General features: G+C 70.1%; 17 protein-coding genes. 7 read left to right on the plus strand and 10 right to left on the minus strand.

The genetic code is table 11. The features are described 5' to 3' along the window. Entirely contained in the window at positions 1–408 is a 408-nt protein-coding gene (locus AB0B45_RS37885; RefSeq protein ID WP_358140997.1) for a MerR family transcriptional regulator, read from the minus strand. A gap of 49 nt (positions 409–457) precedes the next feature. On the opposite strand from AB0B45_RS37885, the gene AB0B45_RS37890 reads away from it, so the two are divergent. Beyond that, positions 458–1,342: an NAD(P)-binding domain-containing protein gene (locus tag AB0B45_RS37890; protein ID WP_358141000.1), complete on the plus strand. Its 885-nt coding sequence runs from the start codon at positions 458–460 to the stop codon at positions 1,340–1,342. An 85-nt stretch (positions 1,343–1,427) separates the two neighbouring features. Here the strand turns inward: AB0B45_RS37890 and AB0B45_RS37895 are convergent, their stop codons facing one another. Next, positions 1,428–2,357 carry a LysR family transcriptional regulator gene (locus AB0B45_RS37895; protein ID WP_358141003.1) on the minus strand — a complete coding sequence of 310 codons (930 nt, stop codon included), beginning with the start codon at positions 2,355–2,357 and terminating at the stop codon, positions 1,428–1,430. 144 nt (positions 2,358–2,501) lie between these two features. Between AB0B45_RS37895 and AB0B45_RS37900 the strand changes: the two genes are divergently transcribed. Then, on the plus strand, positions 2,502–3,401 hold the full coding sequence (locus AB0B45_RS37900; RefSeq protein ID WP_358141006.1) for a DMT family transporter: 900 nt from the start codon (positions 2,502–2,504) through the stop codon (positions 3,399–3,401). Here AB0B45_RS37900 and clpX read toward each other — a convergent pair. Both clpX and AB0B45_RS37910 read right to left on the minus strand, forming a co-directional pair. Further along, entirely contained in the window at positions 3,398–4,666 is a 1,269-nt protein-coding gene (clpX, locus tag AB0B45_RS37905) for an ATP-dependent Clp protease ATP-binding subunit ClpX (protein ID WP_358141009.1), read from the minus strand. The two genes, AB0B45_RS37900 and clpX, sit on opposite strands and share 4 nt — an antisense overlap. A 5-nt stretch (positions 4,667–4,671) precedes the next feature. Next, complete coding sequence (locus AB0B45_RS37910) at positions 4,672–5,859, minus strand: cytochrome P450 (RefSeq protein WP_358141011.1); 1,188 nt, start codon at positions 5,857–5,859, stop codon at positions 4,672–4,674. A 105-nt stretch (positions 5,860–5,964) separates the two neighbouring features. Here AB0B45_RS37910 and AB0B45_RS37915 point away from each other — a divergent pair, with 105 nt between their 5' ends. From AB0B45_RS37915 to AB0B45_RS37930, 4 genes are all read left to right on the plus strand, one after another. Beyond that, the gene (locus AB0B45_RS37915) at positions 5,965–7,065 is read left to right on the plus strand and encodes a helix-turn-helix domain-containing protein (RefSeq protein WP_358141014.1); all 1,101 of its coding nucleotides are present in this window, start codon (positions 5,965–5,967) and stop codon (positions 7,063–7,065) included. 106 nt (positions 7,066–7,171) lie between these two features. Continuing rightward, positions 7,172–7,885 carry a helix-turn-helix domain-containing protein gene (locus AB0B45_RS37920; RefSeq protein ID WP_358141016.1) on the plus strand — a complete coding sequence of 238 codons (714 nt, stop codon included), beginning with the start codon at positions 7,172–7,174 and terminating at the stop codon, positions 7,883–7,885. Then, positions 7,882–8,832 carry a VOC family protein gene (locus AB0B45_RS37925; protein ID WP_358141019.1) on the plus strand — a complete coding sequence of 317 codons (951 nt, stop codon included), beginning with the start codon at positions 7,882–7,884 and terminating at the stop codon, positions 8,830–8,832. The genes AB0B45_RS37920 and AB0B45_RS37925 overlap by 4 nt, the downstream gene beginning before the upstream one ends. A gap of 127 nt (positions 8,833–8,959) precedes the next feature. After that, positions 8,960–9,772 (plus strand): aminoglycoside 3'-phosphotransferase, encoded by an 813-nt coding sequence (locus tag AB0B45_RS37930; RefSeq protein ID WP_358141022.1) that lies wholly within the window; start codon positions 8,960–8,962, stop codon positions 9,770–9,772. 82 nt (positions 9,773–9,854) lie between these two features. On the opposite strand, the gene AB0B45_RS37935 is transcribed toward AB0B45_RS37930, so the two are convergent. Together AB0B45_RS37935 and AB0B45_RS37940 are read right to left on the minus strand one after the other, a co-directional pair. Next, on the minus strand, positions 9,855–10,292 hold the full coding sequence (locus AB0B45_RS37935) for a transcriptional regulator (protein ID WP_358141025.1): 438 nt from the start codon (positions 10,290–10,292) through the stop codon (positions 9,855–9,857). A 113-nt stretch (positions 10,293–10,405) separates the two neighbouring features. Continuing rightward, positions 10,406–11,137, minus strand: a complete 732-nt coding sequence (locus AB0B45_RS37940) for a class I SAM-dependent methyltransferase (protein WP_358141028.1) — start codon at positions 11,135–11,137, stop codon at positions 10,406–10,408. Positions 11,138–11,367: 230 nt separating this feature from the next. On the opposite strand from AB0B45_RS37940, the gene AB0B45_RS37945 reads away from it, so the two are divergent. Beyond that, the gene (locus AB0B45_RS37945) at positions 11,368–12,378 is read left to right on the plus strand and encodes an ABC transporter substrate-binding protein (protein WP_358141031.1); all 1,011 of its coding nucleotides are present in this window, start codon (positions 11,368–11,370) and stop codon (positions 12,376–12,378) included. Here the strand turns inward: AB0B45_RS37945 and AB0B45_RS37950 are convergent. The 4 genes from AB0B45_RS37950 to AB0B45_RS37965 all read right to left on the minus strand — a co-directional run bounded on the left by AB0B45_RS37950 (position 12,375) and on the right by AB0B45_RS37965 (position 16,482). Beyond that, positions 12,375–13,175: a transporter substrate-binding domain-containing protein gene (locus tag AB0B45_RS37950; RefSeq protein ID WP_358141034.1), complete on the minus strand. Its 801-nt coding sequence runs from the start codon at positions 13,173–13,175 to the stop codon at positions 12,375–12,377. The two genes, AB0B45_RS37945 and AB0B45_RS37950, sit on opposite strands and share 4 nt — an antisense overlap. Further along, complete coding sequence (locus AB0B45_RS37955; RefSeq protein ID WP_358141037.1) at positions 13,172–14,500, minus strand: hypothetical protein; 1,329 nt, start codon at positions 14,498–14,500, stop codon at positions 13,172–13,174. Before AB0B45_RS37955 ends, AB0B45_RS37950 begins: the two co-directional genes overlap by 4 nt. A gap of 114 nt (positions 14,501–14,614) precedes the next feature. Next, positions 14,615–15,724 (minus strand): o-succinylbenzoate synthase, encoded by a 1,110-nt coding sequence (menC, locus tag AB0B45_RS37960; protein WP_358141040.1) that lies wholly within the window; start codon positions 15,722–15,724, stop codon positions 14,615–14,617. Continuing rightward, entirely contained in the window at positions 15,721–16,482 is a 762-nt protein-coding gene (locus tag AB0B45_RS37965; RefSeq protein ID WP_358141042.1) for a GNAT family N-acetyltransferase, read from the minus strand. The genes menC and AB0B45_RS37965 overlap by 4 nt, the downstream gene beginning before the upstream one ends. Positions 16,483–16,530 lie beyond the last annotated feature (48 nt).

A 16,530-nucleotide genomic window follows, 5' to 3' on the forward strand; every position in this document is an offset into this window, starting at 1 on the left:
TCAGGCGGGGATGGGCTCCAGGTCGGCACCGTCAAAGGGTGGATAGCTCTGGCCGCCCATTCGCTCGGCCGCATCAATGTAGTCGGCAAGAGCGTCGCGGGATTGAGCGAGCATGTGCATCTGATCGTCCAGTCGCTGTAGCCGTGACCGCATCGCGGCCAGCAACTCGGGACACCCCAGCAGCTCCGGGACCTCTCCGACCGCACAGGGCAGCAGGTACGCGATGTCCTCAGAGGACAAACCGGCACCAAGCAGGTGCCGGATCTGCTTCACCCGCAGCACGGCGTTCTCGTCGTACTCGCGGTAACCGTTCGCGCCGCGGTCTGCCTCCAGCAGGCCCTGGGCTTCGTAGTAGCGCAACTGATGGGCGTTCACGCCCGTCCGACGACTCAGTTCCCCGATCAACATCGAAACCTCACTTGACCTTCATACCGGTATCAACGTTGACGATGCTGCCATGAACAGCAAAACCGAAACACCCGTGACAGTCATCGGACTCGGACTGATGGGCCGGGCACTCGCCGGCGCGTTCCTGAAAGCCGGGCATCCCACAACCGTGTGGAACCGCACGACCTCCAAGGCCGACCAGCTGGTGGCCGACGGTGCACGGCTGGCGCCAACGGTCGGCGACGCGCTCAAGGCAGGTTCCCTGACGATCATCTGCGTCACCGATTACCAGGCCATGCACGACTTGCTCGGCGCGAGCGATATCGAACTGGACGGCACGATGTTGATCAACCTGACCTCGGGCGACTCGGCCCAGGCCCGAGAAGCCGCCCAATGGGCCGAGCAGCGCGGTGGCCGTTACCTGGACGGCGCCATCATGGCCATCCCGTCGGGGATCGGGACCGCCGAAGCGGTGATTCTGCACAGCGGGCCGCAGGCGGACTTCGAGGCGCACAAGTCAACGCTCGACGCGCTCGGTACCGTCACCTACCTTGGTGCGGACCATGGGCTGGCGTCCCTGTACGACGTGGCCGGCCTCGCCATGATGTGGAGCGTACTGAACGCCTGGCTCCAGGGCACGGCGCTGCTCAGGACGGCCGGTGTTGACGCCGCAACGTTTGCGCCGTTCGCGCAGCAGATCGCTGCCGGTGTGGCCGAATGGCTGCCTGGGTATGCCGAGCAGATCGATGCCGGCTCCTTCCCGGCCGAGGTGTCGGCCCTGGAGACCGACGCGCGGGCGATGGCACACCTGATCGAGGAGAGCGAGGCGGTGGGTGTCAACGCCGAACTGCCGAAGTTGATCAAGGCGATGGCCGACCGCTCGATCGCCGCCGGACATGGTGGGGAGCAGTATCCCGTGCTGATCGAAGAGTTCAGCAAGCCCCACGCCGACTGACCGATCCCGACACCGGGATCCACTCCCGCTACCCCTGGCCGCTGACCTGGGAAATCGCCGCCGTTCGAGCGTGCACAGAAGGCGGTCAGGAGGTTGTCGTGGTGAGGCGGCCGACGTCGGCGGCGGCTTCCTGCAGCAGTGTGACCAGTCGCCGGATGTCGGGACGCCGGGCCGTTCCCGCGCGGCTGACCGTGAAGATCGTGCGGGTCACCGGCCGTACGAGCGGATGCAGGCTGATCGGCCCGCTCGCCGCGGGCAGGGCGAGGCGCGGGAGGAGGGCGACGCCGGCTCCCGCCGACACCAGCGCGATCAGGACGGAGAAGTCGCTGCTGCGGGCCCGGATGGAGGGTACGAAGCCGGCGGCGCCGCAGGTCCGCTGGATCATCTCGTAGCAGGAGGCCTCGGGCCCCGGCGTGAGCCACGGCGAGTCGGCGAGCCGCGCCAGGTCGACGGGCTCGCCCTCGCGCACTCCGAGCCGGTCGGCGTGGTCGGGGTGCAGTGCCAGCAGGACGGGGTCATCCATGAGCGTGGACTGTTCGCAGCCGGCGGGAAAGTCGCGGGGGAGCACGGTGTAGCCGTGGACGACGGCCAGGTCGGTCTCCCGCTTGCGCAGCGCCTCGAGCGCGTCTTCCGGCTCCTGTTCGACGAGCTGCAGGGTCAGCGAGTCGTCGGCCAGGCGCCGCCATACGGCGGGCATCAGCGTGCGGGCGGCGGAGGCGAAGGCCGCGACGCGCACCAGGCCGTGCTGGCCGCCGCGCAGGGCGGCGAGATCGGACTCGGCGGCGGCGAGGTCACCGAGAACGACCTCGGCGTGGGCGACCAGGAGCTCGCCCGCGGGGGTGAGGCGCAGGGTGCGGCCCTGCTTCTCCACGACGGGCACCCCTGCCTCGCGTTCGAGGACGGCGAGCTGCTGGGAGACGGCGGGCGCGGTCAGATGCAGGGCCTCGGCGGTCGCGGCGACCGTGCCGTAGGTGTCCAGGTGCTGAAGGATCCGCAGGCGGCGCACGTCTAGCATGTAGGAAAGCTTACTCTTTCTCGCTCAACCACCAAAGCCCGCTTTAGGTTGGTCGAGCCGCTACGCAAAGACATAAGTCGGGCTTATGTATCCACAAAAGAAGACTAACTGGATCTTTTCTGTTTCGGCCCGCAGGCTGGAGGCATGAACACTCGAAGCCTGCTCGCCCTGGCGGGCACCGTCGTCCTGTGGGCCTCGGCCTTCCCCGCCATCCGTGTCGGAGTGGACGGCCTGGGCGTGGCCGCGCTTTCCTTTCTCCGCCTGGCGATCGCCGCGGCGGCGCTGGCCGCGGTCGCGCCGTTCGCGAAGGTCCGCCTGCCCAGGCGCCGCGACCTCCCGCTCATCGCGCTCTGCGGCGCCACCGGCATGACCGCGTACCAGATCCTGCTCAACTGGGGCGAGGTGCACGTTCCGGCCGGGACCGCCAGCCTGCTGATCTCCGTCGCACCCGTCTTCAGCGTCCTGCTCGCCGGCATGTTCCTGGCCGAGCCCGTCACCCGCAACGTGGTCGTCGGCAGCGTCATCGCGATCGCCGGTACGGCGGGCGTCACGCTCGCCGATGGACTTTCGGGATTCTCCGCCGCCTCACTGGCCGTCCTGGCGGCCGCCGTCGTCCAGGGCGTCTACCACTTCGCCTCCAAGCCGCTCCTGCGCCACTACACAGGACTCGAGGTCGCGACCTACGCCATGGTCGCCGGCACGATCTTCGCTCTGCCCCTCGTGCCCGCCACCGTCGGGGCCGCGCTCGCCGCCCCCGCCTCCGCGCTGGCGTCGGCGGCGTTCCTCGGCCTGCTTCCCTCCGCGCTCGGCTTCGTCATCTGGGGCTACGCGGTCGCCAGGCTTCCGCTGTCCGCCTCGACCGCGGCCCTCTACCTGGTGCCGGCCGTCGCGCTCGTCGTCTCCTTCGTCTGGCTGGGCGAGGCGCCGCACCCGGTGGAGCTCATCGGGGGAGCCGTCACCATCGCCGGCGTCATCCTGATCAACCGCCGCACCGCCGCGAAGGCGCCGCGGGTTCCCGAGCGGGAACCCGTGACGACGTCCTAAGCCGACCGTTCGCGGCGCTCTCGGTCGGCGGAGCGCGGAACCAGGGCGGGGTCGGCGTGGCCGAGCACCGTGTCGCGCCCGATCACCACGCGGGCCACGTCGTCCCTGCCGGGCACCTCGTACATGACCGTGAGCAGTACCTCTTCGAGGATCGCGCGTGCCGCCCTGGCCCCGGTACGGCGCAGCAGCGCCAGCTCGGCGATCGCCTCGACGGCATCGTCGTCGAACTCCAGGTCCACGCCGTCGATCTCGAACAGTCGCTGGTACTGCCTGATCAGCGCGTTGCGCGGCTCGGTGAGGATTCGCGTCAACGCCGCCTTGTCCAGCGGCTGGAAGGTGGACAGCACGGGAAGGCGGCCGACGAACTCGGGGATCAGACCGAACCGCAGCAGGTCCTCCGGCATGACTTGAGCGAACGGATCATGGTCGGCCTCCGCTTCGACCGTGGCGCCGAACCCGGCGCCGCCCCTGCGGCTCACCCGCTGCTCGATGATCTGCTCGAGCCCGGCGAACGCGCCCCCGGCGATGAACAGCACGTCGCTCGTGTCCAGCTGGACGAGGTCCTGCTGCGGATGCTTGCGGCCGCCCTGCGGAGGGACGCCGGCGACCGTACCCTCCAGGATCTTCAGCAGCGCTTGCTGCACGCCCTCGCCGGAGACGTCACGGATGATCGACGGGTTCTCGTCCCTGCGGGTGATCTTGTCGATCTCGTCGATGTAGACGATGCCCTTCTTCGCCCTGCGGACGTCGTGGTCGGCCGCGTGGAGCAGCTTGACCAGGATGTTCTCGACGTCCTCTCCGACGTACCCCGCCTCGGTGAGGGCGGTGGCGTCCGCGATCGCGAACGGGACGTCGAGCAGGCGGGCCAGCGTCTGGACGAGGTGGGTCTTGCCGCAGCCCGTCGGGCCGATCAGCAGGATGTTGGACTTGCCGAGCTCGACCCGCTCGTCCTTGGGGCCGGACTTCGAGCGGTCCGCGTGGACGCGCTTGTAGTGGTTGTAGACCGCCACGGCGAGCGTCCTCTTCGCCCGGTCCTGCCCGATGACGTACTGGTCGAGGAAGGCGTGGATCTCCCGCGGCCTCCGCGGCTCGGGCAGCGTGTCCGCGGGGTCGAGGTCCTCCTCGATGAGCTCGTTGCACACCTCGACGCACTCGTCACAGATGCAGATCCGGCCAGGACCCGCGATCAGCTTCTTGACCTTCTTCTGGCTCTTGCCGCAGAACGTGCAGGTCAGCACGTCATCCCAGCCTCCTGCGCGGGCCACCGCGGTCAGAGGGCCACCGGCAGCGACGCCATGCGCCAGGTGCCGGGGTCGGGAAGGCGTCCCGCCTGGCCCTCGGGTACGGCCAAGGCCAGGCAGGGGAAGCGGCGCAGCAGCGCGGCGAGCGCGACCTCGGTCTGCACGCGTGCCAGCGCGGCCCCGAGGCAGAAGTGGGGACCGTGGGCGTACCCGAGATGCCCGGACGCTCCAGGAACGCGGGTGATGTCGAGCCTGTCGGGGTCGGCGAACGCGCGCGGATCCCGGTTGGCGGACACGATGACGGCGGTGACGGGCTCGCCCTTGGGGATGGCCACGCCCGCGAGCTCGACCTCCTCGCTCGGGCGGCGGGGAATGGTCAGCAGTTGCGGCCCGCACCAGCGCGTCAGCTCCTCGACGGCGCGGGGCATGAGGCCGGGGTCGGCGCGCAGCGCGGCCAGCTGGCCGGGGTCGCGCAACAGCGTGTCGACAGCGTTGGCGATGAGGTTCGTCGGCGTCTGGCCGGCGAGGACCAGGTGCCAGACGAAGGTGACCAGTTCGGTGTCGCTGAGGCTGTCGCCGTCCCCTGCCTGGACACGGATGAGGTCGGAGATCAGGTCGTCGCCCTCGTCGGCCCTGCGGCGCGCGACCGCGGCCTTCGCCCCTTCCATGATGGCGGGGACGGCGTCGGCGAACCGCTGCCCCCAGCCCGCGGCGACGGCGGCGCCGTACTCGCGCCAGCTCGCGCGGTCCTCGGCGGGGATGCCGACCAGCTCGCAGATCACGTCCATCGGCAGTGGCCTGGCCAAGTGCGTCAGCAGGTCGACCCGACCGTCCTCGGCGAGGCCGGGCAGCTCGTCGAGCAGCGCGTCGACGAGCGGTTCGACGCGGGACCTGAACGCGGCCGCCCTGCGCGCGGTGAACGAGGGCGAGACGAGCCTGCGCAGCCGGGCGTGCTCGTCGCCTTCCATCGCCTGCATGGTCCGCATGTAGACCAGGCACTCCTCCGGTACGGCGGGGCGCATGAAGCTGTCGGCGCTGAGCTCGAACCTGGGATCGCTCAGCATCGCCCTCGCCTCGTCGTATCGCAGGACGGCCCACATCGGGCCGAAGCCGGGGGCAATCAGGCGCGCCACCGGCGACTGCTCCCTGACGCGCCCGTAGCCGGCGGCGGGGTCGCGCAGCAGTTCGGGATCGGTGAGGTCGATCTCGGGGGTCACGAAAACCTCCAGGTTCACATGGCGTCAACATCCAGATGATGATGTCATTCGGATGGTCACGCTATCTTGGATCTCCGGGGACGGCAAACGCCGACGAGGAGGACGATGGGCCGGCTCAGCAGGGCACAGACGCAGGAGCGCAACCGCGCCAAAGTGCTGGCCGCGGCCAGGGAGGAGTTCGCCGAGCGCGGCTATCGCGAAGCCAAGGTCGACGGCATCGCCGAACGCGCCGAGCTGACCCGCGGCGCGGTCTACTCCAACTTCCCCGGCAAACGCGCGCTCTACTTCGCCGTCATGGCCGAGCTCGCCGAGCTCGCCATCGAGCCCGCGCACCCGGAGCCCGGCCGTACGGCAGGCGAGGCGCTGCGCGCCTTCGCGCGCGCGTGGGTCGCCAGACTCCCGCTGGCCACCGACGGGGCGCGGAGCCAGGCCAGGCTCGGCATGGACGTGCTGCCGGAGGTGCTCGCCGACGAGCGCACCAGGGAACCGTTCGCGCAGCTCATGAGACTCGACGCGATCATGCTTGGGCTCGCGCTCGAACGGCTGGGCCCGCAGGATTCCGGGCGCATGGTGCGGGTGGCCGAGGCCGTCCTCACGACCTTGCACGGGGCGAGCCAGCTGGCCGCCGCGGCACCCGGGTTCGTCGAACCGTTCAACGTCATCAGCACCTGCGAGCGGCTCGCCACTCTCGACCTCGACGACCGGTGGCCGCCTCCGCACCTCGCCTACGCTCCGGCGGCGCTCCCTGCCGACGAGCCGTGGACACCCCCGCACGCGATCGACGCCGTGCGCGGCGAGCCCGTACTGCCGACGGACGACGGCGTGGTGGCGATCCTCGGCCTGCACAGGCTCGAAGCCGCCGAGGAGGCGGTGCGAGCCGCGCCGCCGGGTGCGGAGGTCACCGCCGTCCTGGTCACCGGCGAACCCGCCGAGCTGCTGCCGCTGGCCAGGTTGGCCGTCGCCGAGGTGGTCGGGTGCTTGCGCCAGGCGTTTCCTCCCTCGGCGTGGCCGCCACTCCGTGTGGTCTACGACGAGTCGGGCGCTTTCGCGGCCGCGGCGGGCGTGCACGAGATCGGCGAAACGACCGAGGTCGCCCTCCGCGTCGAGGCGGGGCGCGTCGTCGCCCGCGCCGAAGGCCGCGGCGCCTGCCATGCCGCCGCCTCCGCCGACAGGACCCGGCCCGCATCGCGGCGGCCCCACCGGTAGGGCCGCCGACCCGGTCCATCGATGTGCTCCTTTCTGCTGCGGATTACATCTATGTGACCAATCTGCTAATTTGGTCACGAGTCATCGGTCACCTGAAGGGAGTGTCATGGCCGAACCGTTGAGTGCCGTCGATCGGCTGGCGCGCGCCGACCGGATCCTCGACGCCGCCAAGGACCTGCTCCTGCGCTGGGGCTACCGGCGGGCGGCGATCGACGAGATCGCCAAGCTGGCCGGTGTCGGCAAGGGCACGGTCTACCTGCACTGGCGCTCCCGCGAGCAGTTGTTCCTCGCGGTCGGGGCCAGGGAGGCGACAGCGATGATCGGTGAGGTGGTCGCCGCGATGCGCGCCGACCCTGCCGAGATCGCCCTGCACCGCTACATGCGCAGGTTCTTCGTGGAAGCGATGGAACGCCCCGTGCTGCGCGCGATCTTCACCAGGGACCTCGACACCATGGGCGCCTTCCTGGACAGCCCCGCCCGCAGGCCGCTGGAGAGCGCCAAACTGCTGGCCTCGCGCGAATACCTGGGCGTGCTCGCCGAGCACGGGCTGCTGCGCGAAGGCCTGCGCCCCGAGGACCTGGACTATCCGCTGCCCACGATCGTCTACGGGTTCTTCGCCATCGAGCCGTTCCTTCCGCCAGAGGTCACGCTCGGACTGGAAGACAAGGCCGACCATCTGGCCGACACCCTGCACAGGACGTTCGGGCCCGCCCGGGTGCCCACCGGATCCGGATGCGCCCGTGCCGCGGACAGGGTCATCGCGATATTCGAGCGGCTCGGCCGCGACTACAGGCAAGCGGCGTACGGAGACGACGCATGACAGTTCTCGGTCTGCACCACATCGGCCATGTCGTCAGGAACATGAGGGAGGCGGTCGAGCGGTACGGCACGCTCGGCTTCACCTTGCCGCCTCCGGCCTATCCCGTCCTGCCCCCGACGCCTGGCGCGCCCGCCGAGCCCTTCGGGGTGGCCAACACCCACGCCTACTTTCCCGGCAACTTCCTCGAACTGGTGACGCTCGTGGGTGGCGAGGCGGCGAGCCCGATGCCGGTCGACGCTCGCCCCGTACCCTTGCGGGTCCCCGACGACAGGTTGCAGGGCATCGTCGCGGCGATCCGCGACACCACCGCGAACCTGGCCGCCTGCCTCGACCGGTTCGAGGGCGTGCACATCCTCATGCTCGATACCGACGACGCGGGGAGCGAGGCCGAGCGGCTCACCGCGGCGGGTGTCGGGCACGGTGGCGTGCATGCCGTCCAGCGTCCCGTCGAGACCGCACAGGGCACCAGGATGGAGCCGGTCCGCTACCTGGAGATCGACGGGGTGGCGGCGGGGCTGGTGGCCGAGGGCAGGGTGGGGCTGGCCGAGAACGCGGCGTCCGAGCCCGGCCCGCACCCCAACGGAGCGGTGGCGCTCGTCGAGTGCGTGCTGTGCGTGGCCGACGCCGCGTTGCCGGAGGCCGAGGAGCGCTACACCCGCTACCTCGGGGTCCCCGCCCGCGGCGAAGGCGCTGCCAGGGTGTTCGACCTGCGCGACGCGGCTGTCACGCTGGTGGGCGCGTCGGCTCTGGGCGACCTGCTGCCCGGCGAGCGTCCCTCCGCGCTTCCCGGGTTCGTCGCCTGCACCGTGGCGACGCGCGATGTGCGGGCGACAGAGCGGTTCCTGCGCGACAGGGGAGTGCCGCTCGGCAGGACGGCCAGGGGCGAGATCTTCGTACCCGCCGACGCGGCACTCGGCGTCGCGATCGCCTTCCGCCCGCTGGACTGACGCCGTGGAGGAGCGGGCCGACAGCCGGACGACACCTCGGAGTCGGCCGACCTCCCGGCGGGAGGCTTCGTTTCCGGCGCGAAACCCATTCGCGCCTGCGCCGGCTCCTTGGGAAGATCATGTCTCCATGAGCAACCCCGTCTTCTCCGAGATCCCCACCGGCCCCGTGACCGTCCCCGACGTCGTCACGGCCCTCGCCGACGGCGACACCGTCATCCCGGTCTGGCGCAACGAGCTCGGCGGCCTGACGTTCCGTCTCGAGGACGGGCGGGGCGGCATGCGGTACGCCAAGTGGGTCGCCGCCGGCACCCCTGAGATCGACCTTCCCGGCGAGGCCGAACGCCTGGCCTGGGCGCAGCCGTGGGTGAGCGTCCCGCGCGTCATCGAGCACGGCAGGGATGCCGACGGCGCGTGGCTGGTCACGGCGGCGGTTCCCAGCCTGTCGGCGGTGGACCCTCGATGGATCGCCGACCCGGCGACCGCGGCGGCCGCGATCGGCCGGGGGCTGCGACTGCTCCACGACGCCCTGCCCGTGGAGCGGTGCCCGTTCGAGTGGAGCATCGATCGACGGCTCGCCCGCGCCGACGAGCGCATCGCCGACGGCGAGGGTCCGGCCGACTGGTCTCCCGAACACCGGCATCTCGAACTCGCGCAGGCCCGGGCGCGCATCGGCGAGCCGCCCGCGATCGACCGCCTCGTCGTCTGCCACGGGGACGCGTGCGTCCCCAACACCCTGCTGCACGACGACGGCACGTTCGCCGCGCACGTCGACCTGGGCTCACTCGGGGTGGCCGACCGATGGGCCGACCTCGCCGTCGCCGCCTGGAGCACGGAGTGGGACTACGGCCCCGGCTACGACACCGTCCTGTACGACGCGTACGGCATCGCCCCGGACCCGGAGCGCATCGCCTACTACCGCCTGCTCTGGGACATGGCATGACCGGTTGCGGCCGCCGGCACCCGTGCTCGAGACGTCACGACTGTGGGCATGCTCGATCGTCGCGCCCCGGTGGCGCGAGAGGTCAGCCCTGCTTGAGGTGGTCGTTCAGCCAGGAGATGGAGTCCCTGGCCGAGCGGATGCGCCTGGTCTTGGCGTCATCGTCCCAGCCGAGCTCCAAGCCCTCGTCGGCAAGCCGGTCGAAGGCGGCGAAGGCCTGGAGCTTCTGCCTGATGACCTTCTCCCATGCGTCGTCCTCGATCTGGTAGTAGACCGTTCGCTCACCTGGTTTGCGGAAGCGCCGTACGAGCCGGATCGACGTCAGAAGCTGCATGCTCGTGGTGAGGGAGGCGCGGCTGGCGCCGATCGCGTCGGCGATCTCGCCCGCCGTCTGCGCCGGTGGGTCGCAGGCCATCAGCCAGCCCATGATGCGGCCGGTGATCGGGGCGAGGCCCCACTCCTCGGAGACGAAGGTGGCTACCCGCTCCACCCAGTCGCGTACGCGCTGCGGGTCTTCCGGCATGTGATCAGTCCAGGGTGGGTGTGACGAGCGGGGCCCTGCGAAAATACCTGCGGCACCCCTGGATCGCCAGTTGCGCCATCGTGGTTGCCAGTAGTTTCAACACAAATCCGTCGTCAGACACGCCGCGCGATCGTGACGATCGACCGGCTGGTACCGGTGACGGGCTCGTGGTCCCAACCACCGTGCTGCGCCTCGATCTCGAAGCCCGCCTCGCTCAGGAACGCCCCGAGCCTCGGCACATCCAGGAATCGCAGACTCGTACGATCGACGTACAGGACGGTGCCGTCCTGGTCGCCGGTCGTCTCGGTGAACGTCACGACATCGTCGACCACAGACTCGACGTGATGTGACACCCGCAGCGTACGGCCGGCCTCGTCCACGACCTCGGCGGCGTTCCCCGGGTTCCAGCCTTCCCACGCGCGTGCCCCAGGATTGCGTGTTTCGAACGCGAACCGGCCGCCGTCCCGCAGAGCCCTCCGGATCGCGGCCAGTGACGTGCGCAGCTCCTCATCGCCGACGATGCACTGGAAGGCATTGCTGGCCATTGTGGCCAGGTCGAACTCGCGATCCCATGCAGCGTCCGCCGCAACGCCGGCAACCCACTCGATGTCGGTGCGTCGCCGGGCTCGGTCGAGCGCGGCCGGGTCCGGGTCAATCCCGACGAGCCGTCCGCGGTGACCGAGTTCGCGCGCTTGATGCAGCATGCTGCCCGTGCCGCAACCCACGTCCAATACGGCGTCCGCAGCCATCACGAGGTCGTTGTAGAACACACAGCTGCGATAGCGGTTGACGTCCCACGGGTTGAGCAGGTCATACAGAGCGGCAGCGTCGGCATCGGTGAACATCCCCGCAGTATCACGACACCGTCAGCGGTTGCCAACCGAATATCCCGAGCCGCGGACCTGCGTGCGAAGCCAGGTGACGGGTTGTCCCGCAACCCTCGGCTCCTCGTCGGGCTGCATGACCTCGTCCTGGTAGGTCGGCCGAGCGGAGATCGGTTGCGTGACTCTCGTGACGGAGTGTCGAATGGGATCGGGCACACGGGTGAGACGTCGGCGAACCCCTTGGAGAGGCAATGAGGCCGTTAGCCATCGCATTGGTAGCGGTCCTGATGGCCGCGGGCTGCTCGACGCCGAGACGGGACAAGATCACGGTCGCGTGCGGCGCGAGCGAGCGGTGGTGCGCGATGATGGCCAAGCGGTTCTCCGATGCCACCGGCGTGGAGGCCGACTTCGTCCGGCTGTCGAGCGGGGAGGCGCTGGAGCGGATCAAGGCGGCCAGGGCTCGGCAGGAGTTCGACGTCTGGCATGGCGGTCCGGCCGACTCCTACGTGGCCGCCAAGAGTCAGGGGCTACTGGAGCCGTACAAATCCGAAAAATCCGGTGAAATCCGGCAAGGGTGGGCTGATCGGGATAACGCCTGGAGCGGGATCTACGCCGGCGTGCTGGCCTTCTGCAACAACACCAAGGAGCTGGCCAAACGAGGCATGCAGCCGATCCGCTCCTGGCGGGAGCTGCTGGACGAGCGGCTGCGCGGCAGCGTCGCCATCGCCCACCCCGCCACGTCCGGAACCGCCTACACCGCCCTGTGGACGCAGGTGGAGCTCAACGGCGGCGATCATGAAGCGGCCCTCGGCTACATGCGCGGCCTCCACCCGAACGTGCTGAGATACAACTCCTCCGGCAGCGCAGCCGCCTTGCAGGCGGCCAAGGAGGAGGCGGCGGTCGGCGTCGTCTTCTCCCATGACTGCGTCGCCGCCCAGGAGCAGGGCTATCCGAACCTGCAGGTGACCTTCCCGCAGGAGGGCACCGGTTACGAGCTCGGTGGCCTGGCCGTGCTGGCTGGAGCCCACAACCCCGACAGCGCACGCAAGTACGTCGACTGGGCGCTGAGTGGGGCATCCCAGCGGCTGGGGCCGCTGGTGGAGTTCTACGCCCTGCCCACCAACACCAAGGTGCCGGCGCACTCCAAGGCGGCCGACCCGGCGACGGTCAAGCTGGTCTCCTACGATGTGGAGGTCGCCGGGCGCGCCAAGCAGGCGCTCGTCGACAGGTTCAGCGCGGCGATCGCCGAGCCGCCTGCCTAGGAGCAGCCCTCGAACTGCGGAACCGAGACCACCGACAGGTCAATGTCTGACTTGCCGAACCACTTGTCCAGCAACATGTGCGCCGTGCCGTCCTGGTACATCTGGGTGATGGCCCTGTTGAGCTCCTCACAGCCGTCGACGTCGCCCTTGCGAACGCCGATCGCCGTGCGTTGCTCGTTGAAAGTCGCGCCGACCAGGCGCAGGTCGACGCCCGGCTTGGTGAGCAGCCCCGCCAGGATCTGGCTGTTGGTGGAGATGGCGTCGATTCTGCCGTCCTTGATCATCTCTAGGCAGACGTTGTAGTCGGGTGCCGGGACGGCGATCGCCTCGACCCGGCGCTCGTCGACGATCCGCTGGGCGATGTTCGTGCCACGCACCCAGCAGATCTTGCGGCCCTTCAGGTCGCGGACGTCGCGGATGACGCCCTTGTCGGCCGGCCGTACCGCGATGTCCTGGAAGTCGACGTGGTACGGCCCGGCGAAGTCGATCACCTTCTTCCGCTCCGGGGTGACCGACATGTGGGCGAAGACCAGGTCGGCACGCCGGTCCGTGAGCACGGTGAGCTGGTCGCCGGCCTTGATCTCCAGCCAGCGGATCCGCTTGCCCAGCCGGGAGACGAGATCCTCGGCCACGTCGATGTTGAAGCCCTCGTAGGCGCCGTCCTGCCCCTTGAAGCTGATCAGCGGGACGTCGGAACGGATGGCGACGATCAGCTCGTCCTTGTCCACCAGGGATTCCGGCCGCACGGCGCCGCAGGCGGTGAGCAGCAGGATCAGGCAGATCAGCAGTCCTCTCACCTGTACTCCCTGAGTCGTGGCCAGACGCCGACCAGGATGAGCAGGGCGCCGGCGGTCAACCCGGCGGGGATCCACCGCCACAGCGTCTCCAGTGCTCCGTCGCCGCTGTCGATGGCGCGCTCGAAGTCGGACTCGTGCCGCCGGACCAGTTCCTCCAGCACCTTGTCGTAGCTTTCGTAGGCCTGGGTGAGCTCGCCGTCCCAGAACTTGATCGCCGCTTCGGCCGACATGGTCCGCATCCGCCCGTCGGCCTGCTGGAACCTCTGGTAGACGGCGAAGAGCCGTTCCCTGTCCTGGCCCGTCAGGCTGCCGAGCAGTCCCTGGAAGTTCGCGTGCAGCTTGCTCTGGTAGTCGGGCAGGCTGGTGGACTCGACGGCCGCGATCGTCCGGGACTTGTCCAGGAAGGTGTGTTCGTAGGTGTCCTTGCGGAAGCGGTCGAGCAGGTAGCGGCTCTGGTCTCCGTGCATGCTCTTGCTGATCGCCCGTGCTCTGGTCAGGGTGAGCACCGAGTCGAAACCGCGGCGCTTGGCCTCCTCCAGCGCCTGGCCCTGCCGGTTGAGCAGGGCCGTGCCGGTCACCAGACCGGCCGCGGTGAGCACGGTGGCGACCATCAGTGCCGGCGCGAAGACCCGGCGGAACCTGCTGGTCAGGTAGGTCTGCAGGCCCAGCAGGCAGGCCAGCGCGAGCAGCCCGGTGACGATGACGGCGGAGCGGGCCAGCGAGGTGGTCGAGCTCTCGGCGTCGTGCGCGCGCCTGACGATCGTCCCGGTTTCCAGGGTCAGGTTGTAGGCCTGGGGGAGCAGTTCGCGGTGCATGAGATCGGTGGCCTTCTGATATGCCTCGACCACATTGTCGGGCGGCTGTCCCGCGGTGTGCTCGGATTGCGTGTCCAGCAGCCGGGCCTGGGTCGCCAGCCGTTCGTAGCGGCCCAGCCCCTCGATCAGCGACTCGACCGTGCGTTGCTCGGCGGGGTTGTCCAGGGCCAGCCGGTAGGCCTTGAGCAGCCCCTCGGAGATCTCCAGCCGCCGCTGGTCATAGCTGGTCAGGTCGGCCTGCTGCTGCGGGCCGTACTCCCTGCCCAGCAGCAGGGTCTCGGCCACCAGCGCGTCCATCTCCGACATCTGCCGATACAGGCCCGTGGTGGCGAGCACCTGCGGCCCGGCGTCATGCCCGATGGTGCGCAGGCTGGAGCCCGTACTCGCCGCGCCGCCCAGGATCGCGGCCAGCAGCAACACCAGCGTCAGCAGGGACAGCCCGGCCAGCGTGCGCACCCGCCGGGAGACCGACTCCTTGCGCCGGACCGGAGGCATCGCCGTCACCGTCATGGCCTGCTCCGGCGAGAGACGCCCGGATCATCGGTGTGCACCGCGCCTCCCGAGATCGACTCGTGCTGGAAAATCGAGCATGGCTGCGGGCGCGGCAGGTCCGCAAGAGGGGCTTCAACGTTCGCAGCTCACCGTGTCCACCGCCGTCGTGCAAGCCTCCAGGCCCTCTTCGTCGGGCAGTACGCCGAGGCCGGGCTCGGCCGGAACCAGCAGTTCGCCGCCGTCGAGCACGAACGGGCGGGTGATGTCGCGGTGGTAGTACCGCTCGGTGGCGGAGATGTCGCCCGGCAGCGTGAAACCGGGCAAGCTGGCCAGCGCCAGGTTCGCGGCCCGGCCGAGGCCGGTCTCCAGCATGCCGCCGCACCAGACCGGCACGCCGTTCGCCTGGGCCAGGTCGTGGATGCGGCGTGCCTCCAGATAGCCGCCGACGCGGCCGGGCTTGATGTTGATGATCGAGCAGGCGCCCTGCTTGATGGCCTCGGCCGCGTCGCGCGCGCTGGTGATGCTCTCGTCCAGGCAGACGGGTGTGTCCATGCGGGCGGCGAGCGCGGCGTGCGCGCGCAGGTCGTCAGGGGCGAAGGGCTGCTCGACCAGCGCGAGCCCGTAGGCGTCGAGTTTCGCCAGGTGCCTGAGGTCGCCGGGCTGGTAGGCGGTGTTGGCGTCGACGATGAGCATCACGCCGGCGCCGAACGTCTCACGCACCGCCCTGACCGGCTCGAGGTCCCAGCCCGGCTCGATCTTCAGCTTGATCCTGGCGTAGCCGGCGGTCAGATGCCGGTCGACCGTGTCCAGCAGCGCGTCGACGGTCTCGGTGATGCCCACGGAGACGCCCACGCGCACGCGCTGCCGTACCCCTCCCAAGTGGGCGGCCAGGCTGGTGCGGCGTGCCCGCAACCAGCAGTCCAGCACCGCCATCTCCACGGCCGCCTTGGCCATCGGGTGCCCGCGCAGATGCCGCAGCGCGGGGCCGACCGCCGCCGGGTCCAGGTCGAGCGGGGCCAGTGCGGGCAGCATGAACCGCTTGATCACGTCGGCGGCCCCTGCGAGATATTCGGGGCAGTACGTCGGCTCGTCGTCGGCCACGCACTCGCCCCAGCCCTCGCCCTCGTCGCTGAGCACCCGCACGAGCAGCGCGGTGCGTACCGTCTGGGTGCCGAGCGAGGTGCGGAACGGACTGACCAGCGGCAGCGCGACCTCGCGCAGTTCGACGGCGTCGAGCTTCACGCGGCACCCCCGCGGGCGAGCAGGTACCAGCCGGAGCGCGTGAACCCGGTGACCCGGTATCCCCGGCCGAGCGCGCCACCGAGCCCGCTCTCCAGCGCCGCCCGCCACCGCTGGGCCACCGCCGGATCCGCTGAACGGAGCGACTCGACGTCCGCGGGAGTCGCGCACCGCAGCAGCGGCGCACCCTCGGCCTCCCGTACGGTCCCCGTCTCGTCCACCACGACGACCCCGTCGCGATCCGAAACCGGCGGGGGAGCGGCGGCCTCGGTCGGCCAGGTGACGAAGAGCCGGTCGGACGGCCCGCCGTCGTTGATGCCGTCGCTCATCGGCCCGTAGAAATCGGGCATATAGGCACCGACCTGAGCACCCAGGCGAGTCAGATTGAAGAAGGCGTTGCGCCGGACCAGCGGGTCGAACGTCCACGACACGGCCACGAGCCCGTGCTCGGCCGCCCAGGCCCGCTGGTGTTCCTTGAGCGCCCGGCCCACGCCACGTCCGCGCGCCCTGGCGGTGACACCGGCGACGTGCGAGTGCAGGCTGTGGCCGGCCGCCCGGAAGCCTGCCGCCACCCCGACGAGCTCGTCGTCGAGGAAGGCGCCGCCCACGTACCCGCCGGTGTGGGCGAACGCGCACAGCAGGTCGAGGGCCATCGGCGGATCGTCACCGCGTCTGGTCCCCCAGACCTCGCGCAACAGTCGGTCGGCACGCCGCAGCGCCCCGGTGCCGTGGAGGGAACGGATGATGAGGTGTTCGGCCATGGGCCTCAGCATCGCGGCGCGCGCCGCCCGGGGCGTTGGCGTCCACGC

The sequence above is a fragment of the Nonomuraea sp. NPDC049152 genome, assembly GCF_040648355.1.
Classification (GTDB): domain Bacteria; phylum Actinomycetota; class Actinomycetes; order Streptosporangiales; family Streptosporangiaceae; genus Nonomuraea.

Bases quoted from the DNA above. Each gene is read 5' to 3' on its own strand.
- AB0B45_RS37885 (WP_358140997.1), bottom strand. From the start codon at position 408: ATGTTGATCGGGGAACTGAGTCGTCGGACGGGCGTGAACGCCCATCAG.
- AB0B45_RS37890 (WP_358141000.1), top strand. From the start codon at position 458: ATGAACAGCAAAACCGAAACACCCGTGACAGTCATCGGACTCGGACTG.
- AB0B45_RS37895 (WP_358141003.1), bottom strand. From the start codon at position 2,357: ATGCTAGACGTGCGCCGCCTGCGGATCCTTCAGCACCTGGACACCTAC.
- AB0B45_RS37900 (WP_358141006.1), top strand. From the start codon at position 2,502: ATGAACACTCGAAGCCTGCTCGCCCTGGCGGGCACCGTCGTCCTGTGG.
- AB0B45_RS37915 (WP_358141014.1), top strand. From the start codon at position 5,965: ATGGGCCGGCTCAGCAGGGCACAGACGCAGGAGCGCAACCGCGCCAAA.
- AB0B45_RS37920 (WP_358141016.1), top strand. From the start codon at position 7,172: ATGGCCGAACCGTTGAGTGCCGTCGATCGGCTGGCGCGCGCCGACCGG.
- AB0B45_RS37925 (WP_358141019.1), top strand. From the start codon at position 7,882: ATGACAGTTCTCGGTCTGCACCACATCGGCCATGTCGTCAGGAACATG.
- AB0B45_RS37930 (WP_358141022.1), top strand. From the start codon at position 8,960: ATGAGCAACCCCGTCTTCTCCGAGATCCCCACCGGCCCCGTGACCGTC.
- AB0B45_RS37935 (WP_358141025.1), bottom strand. From the start codon at position 10,292: ATGCCGGAAGACCCGCAGCGCGTACGCGACTGGGTGGAGCGGGTAGCC.
- AB0B45_RS37940 (WP_358141028.1), bottom strand. From the start codon at position 11,137: ATGTTCACCGATGCCGACGCTGCCGCTCTGTATGACCTGCTCAACCCG.
- AB0B45_RS37945 (WP_358141031.1), top strand. From the start codon at position 11,368: ATGAGGCCGTTAGCCATCGCATTGGTAGCGGTCCTGATGGCCGCGGGC.
- AB0B45_RS37955 (WP_358141037.1), bottom strand. From the start codon at position 14,500: ATGACGGTGACGGCGATGCCTCCGGTCCGGCGCAAGGAGTCGGTCTCC.
- AB0B45_RS37965 (WP_358141042.1), bottom strand. From the start codon at position 16,482: ATGGCCGAACACCTCATCATCCGTTCCCTCCACGGCACCGGGGCGCTG.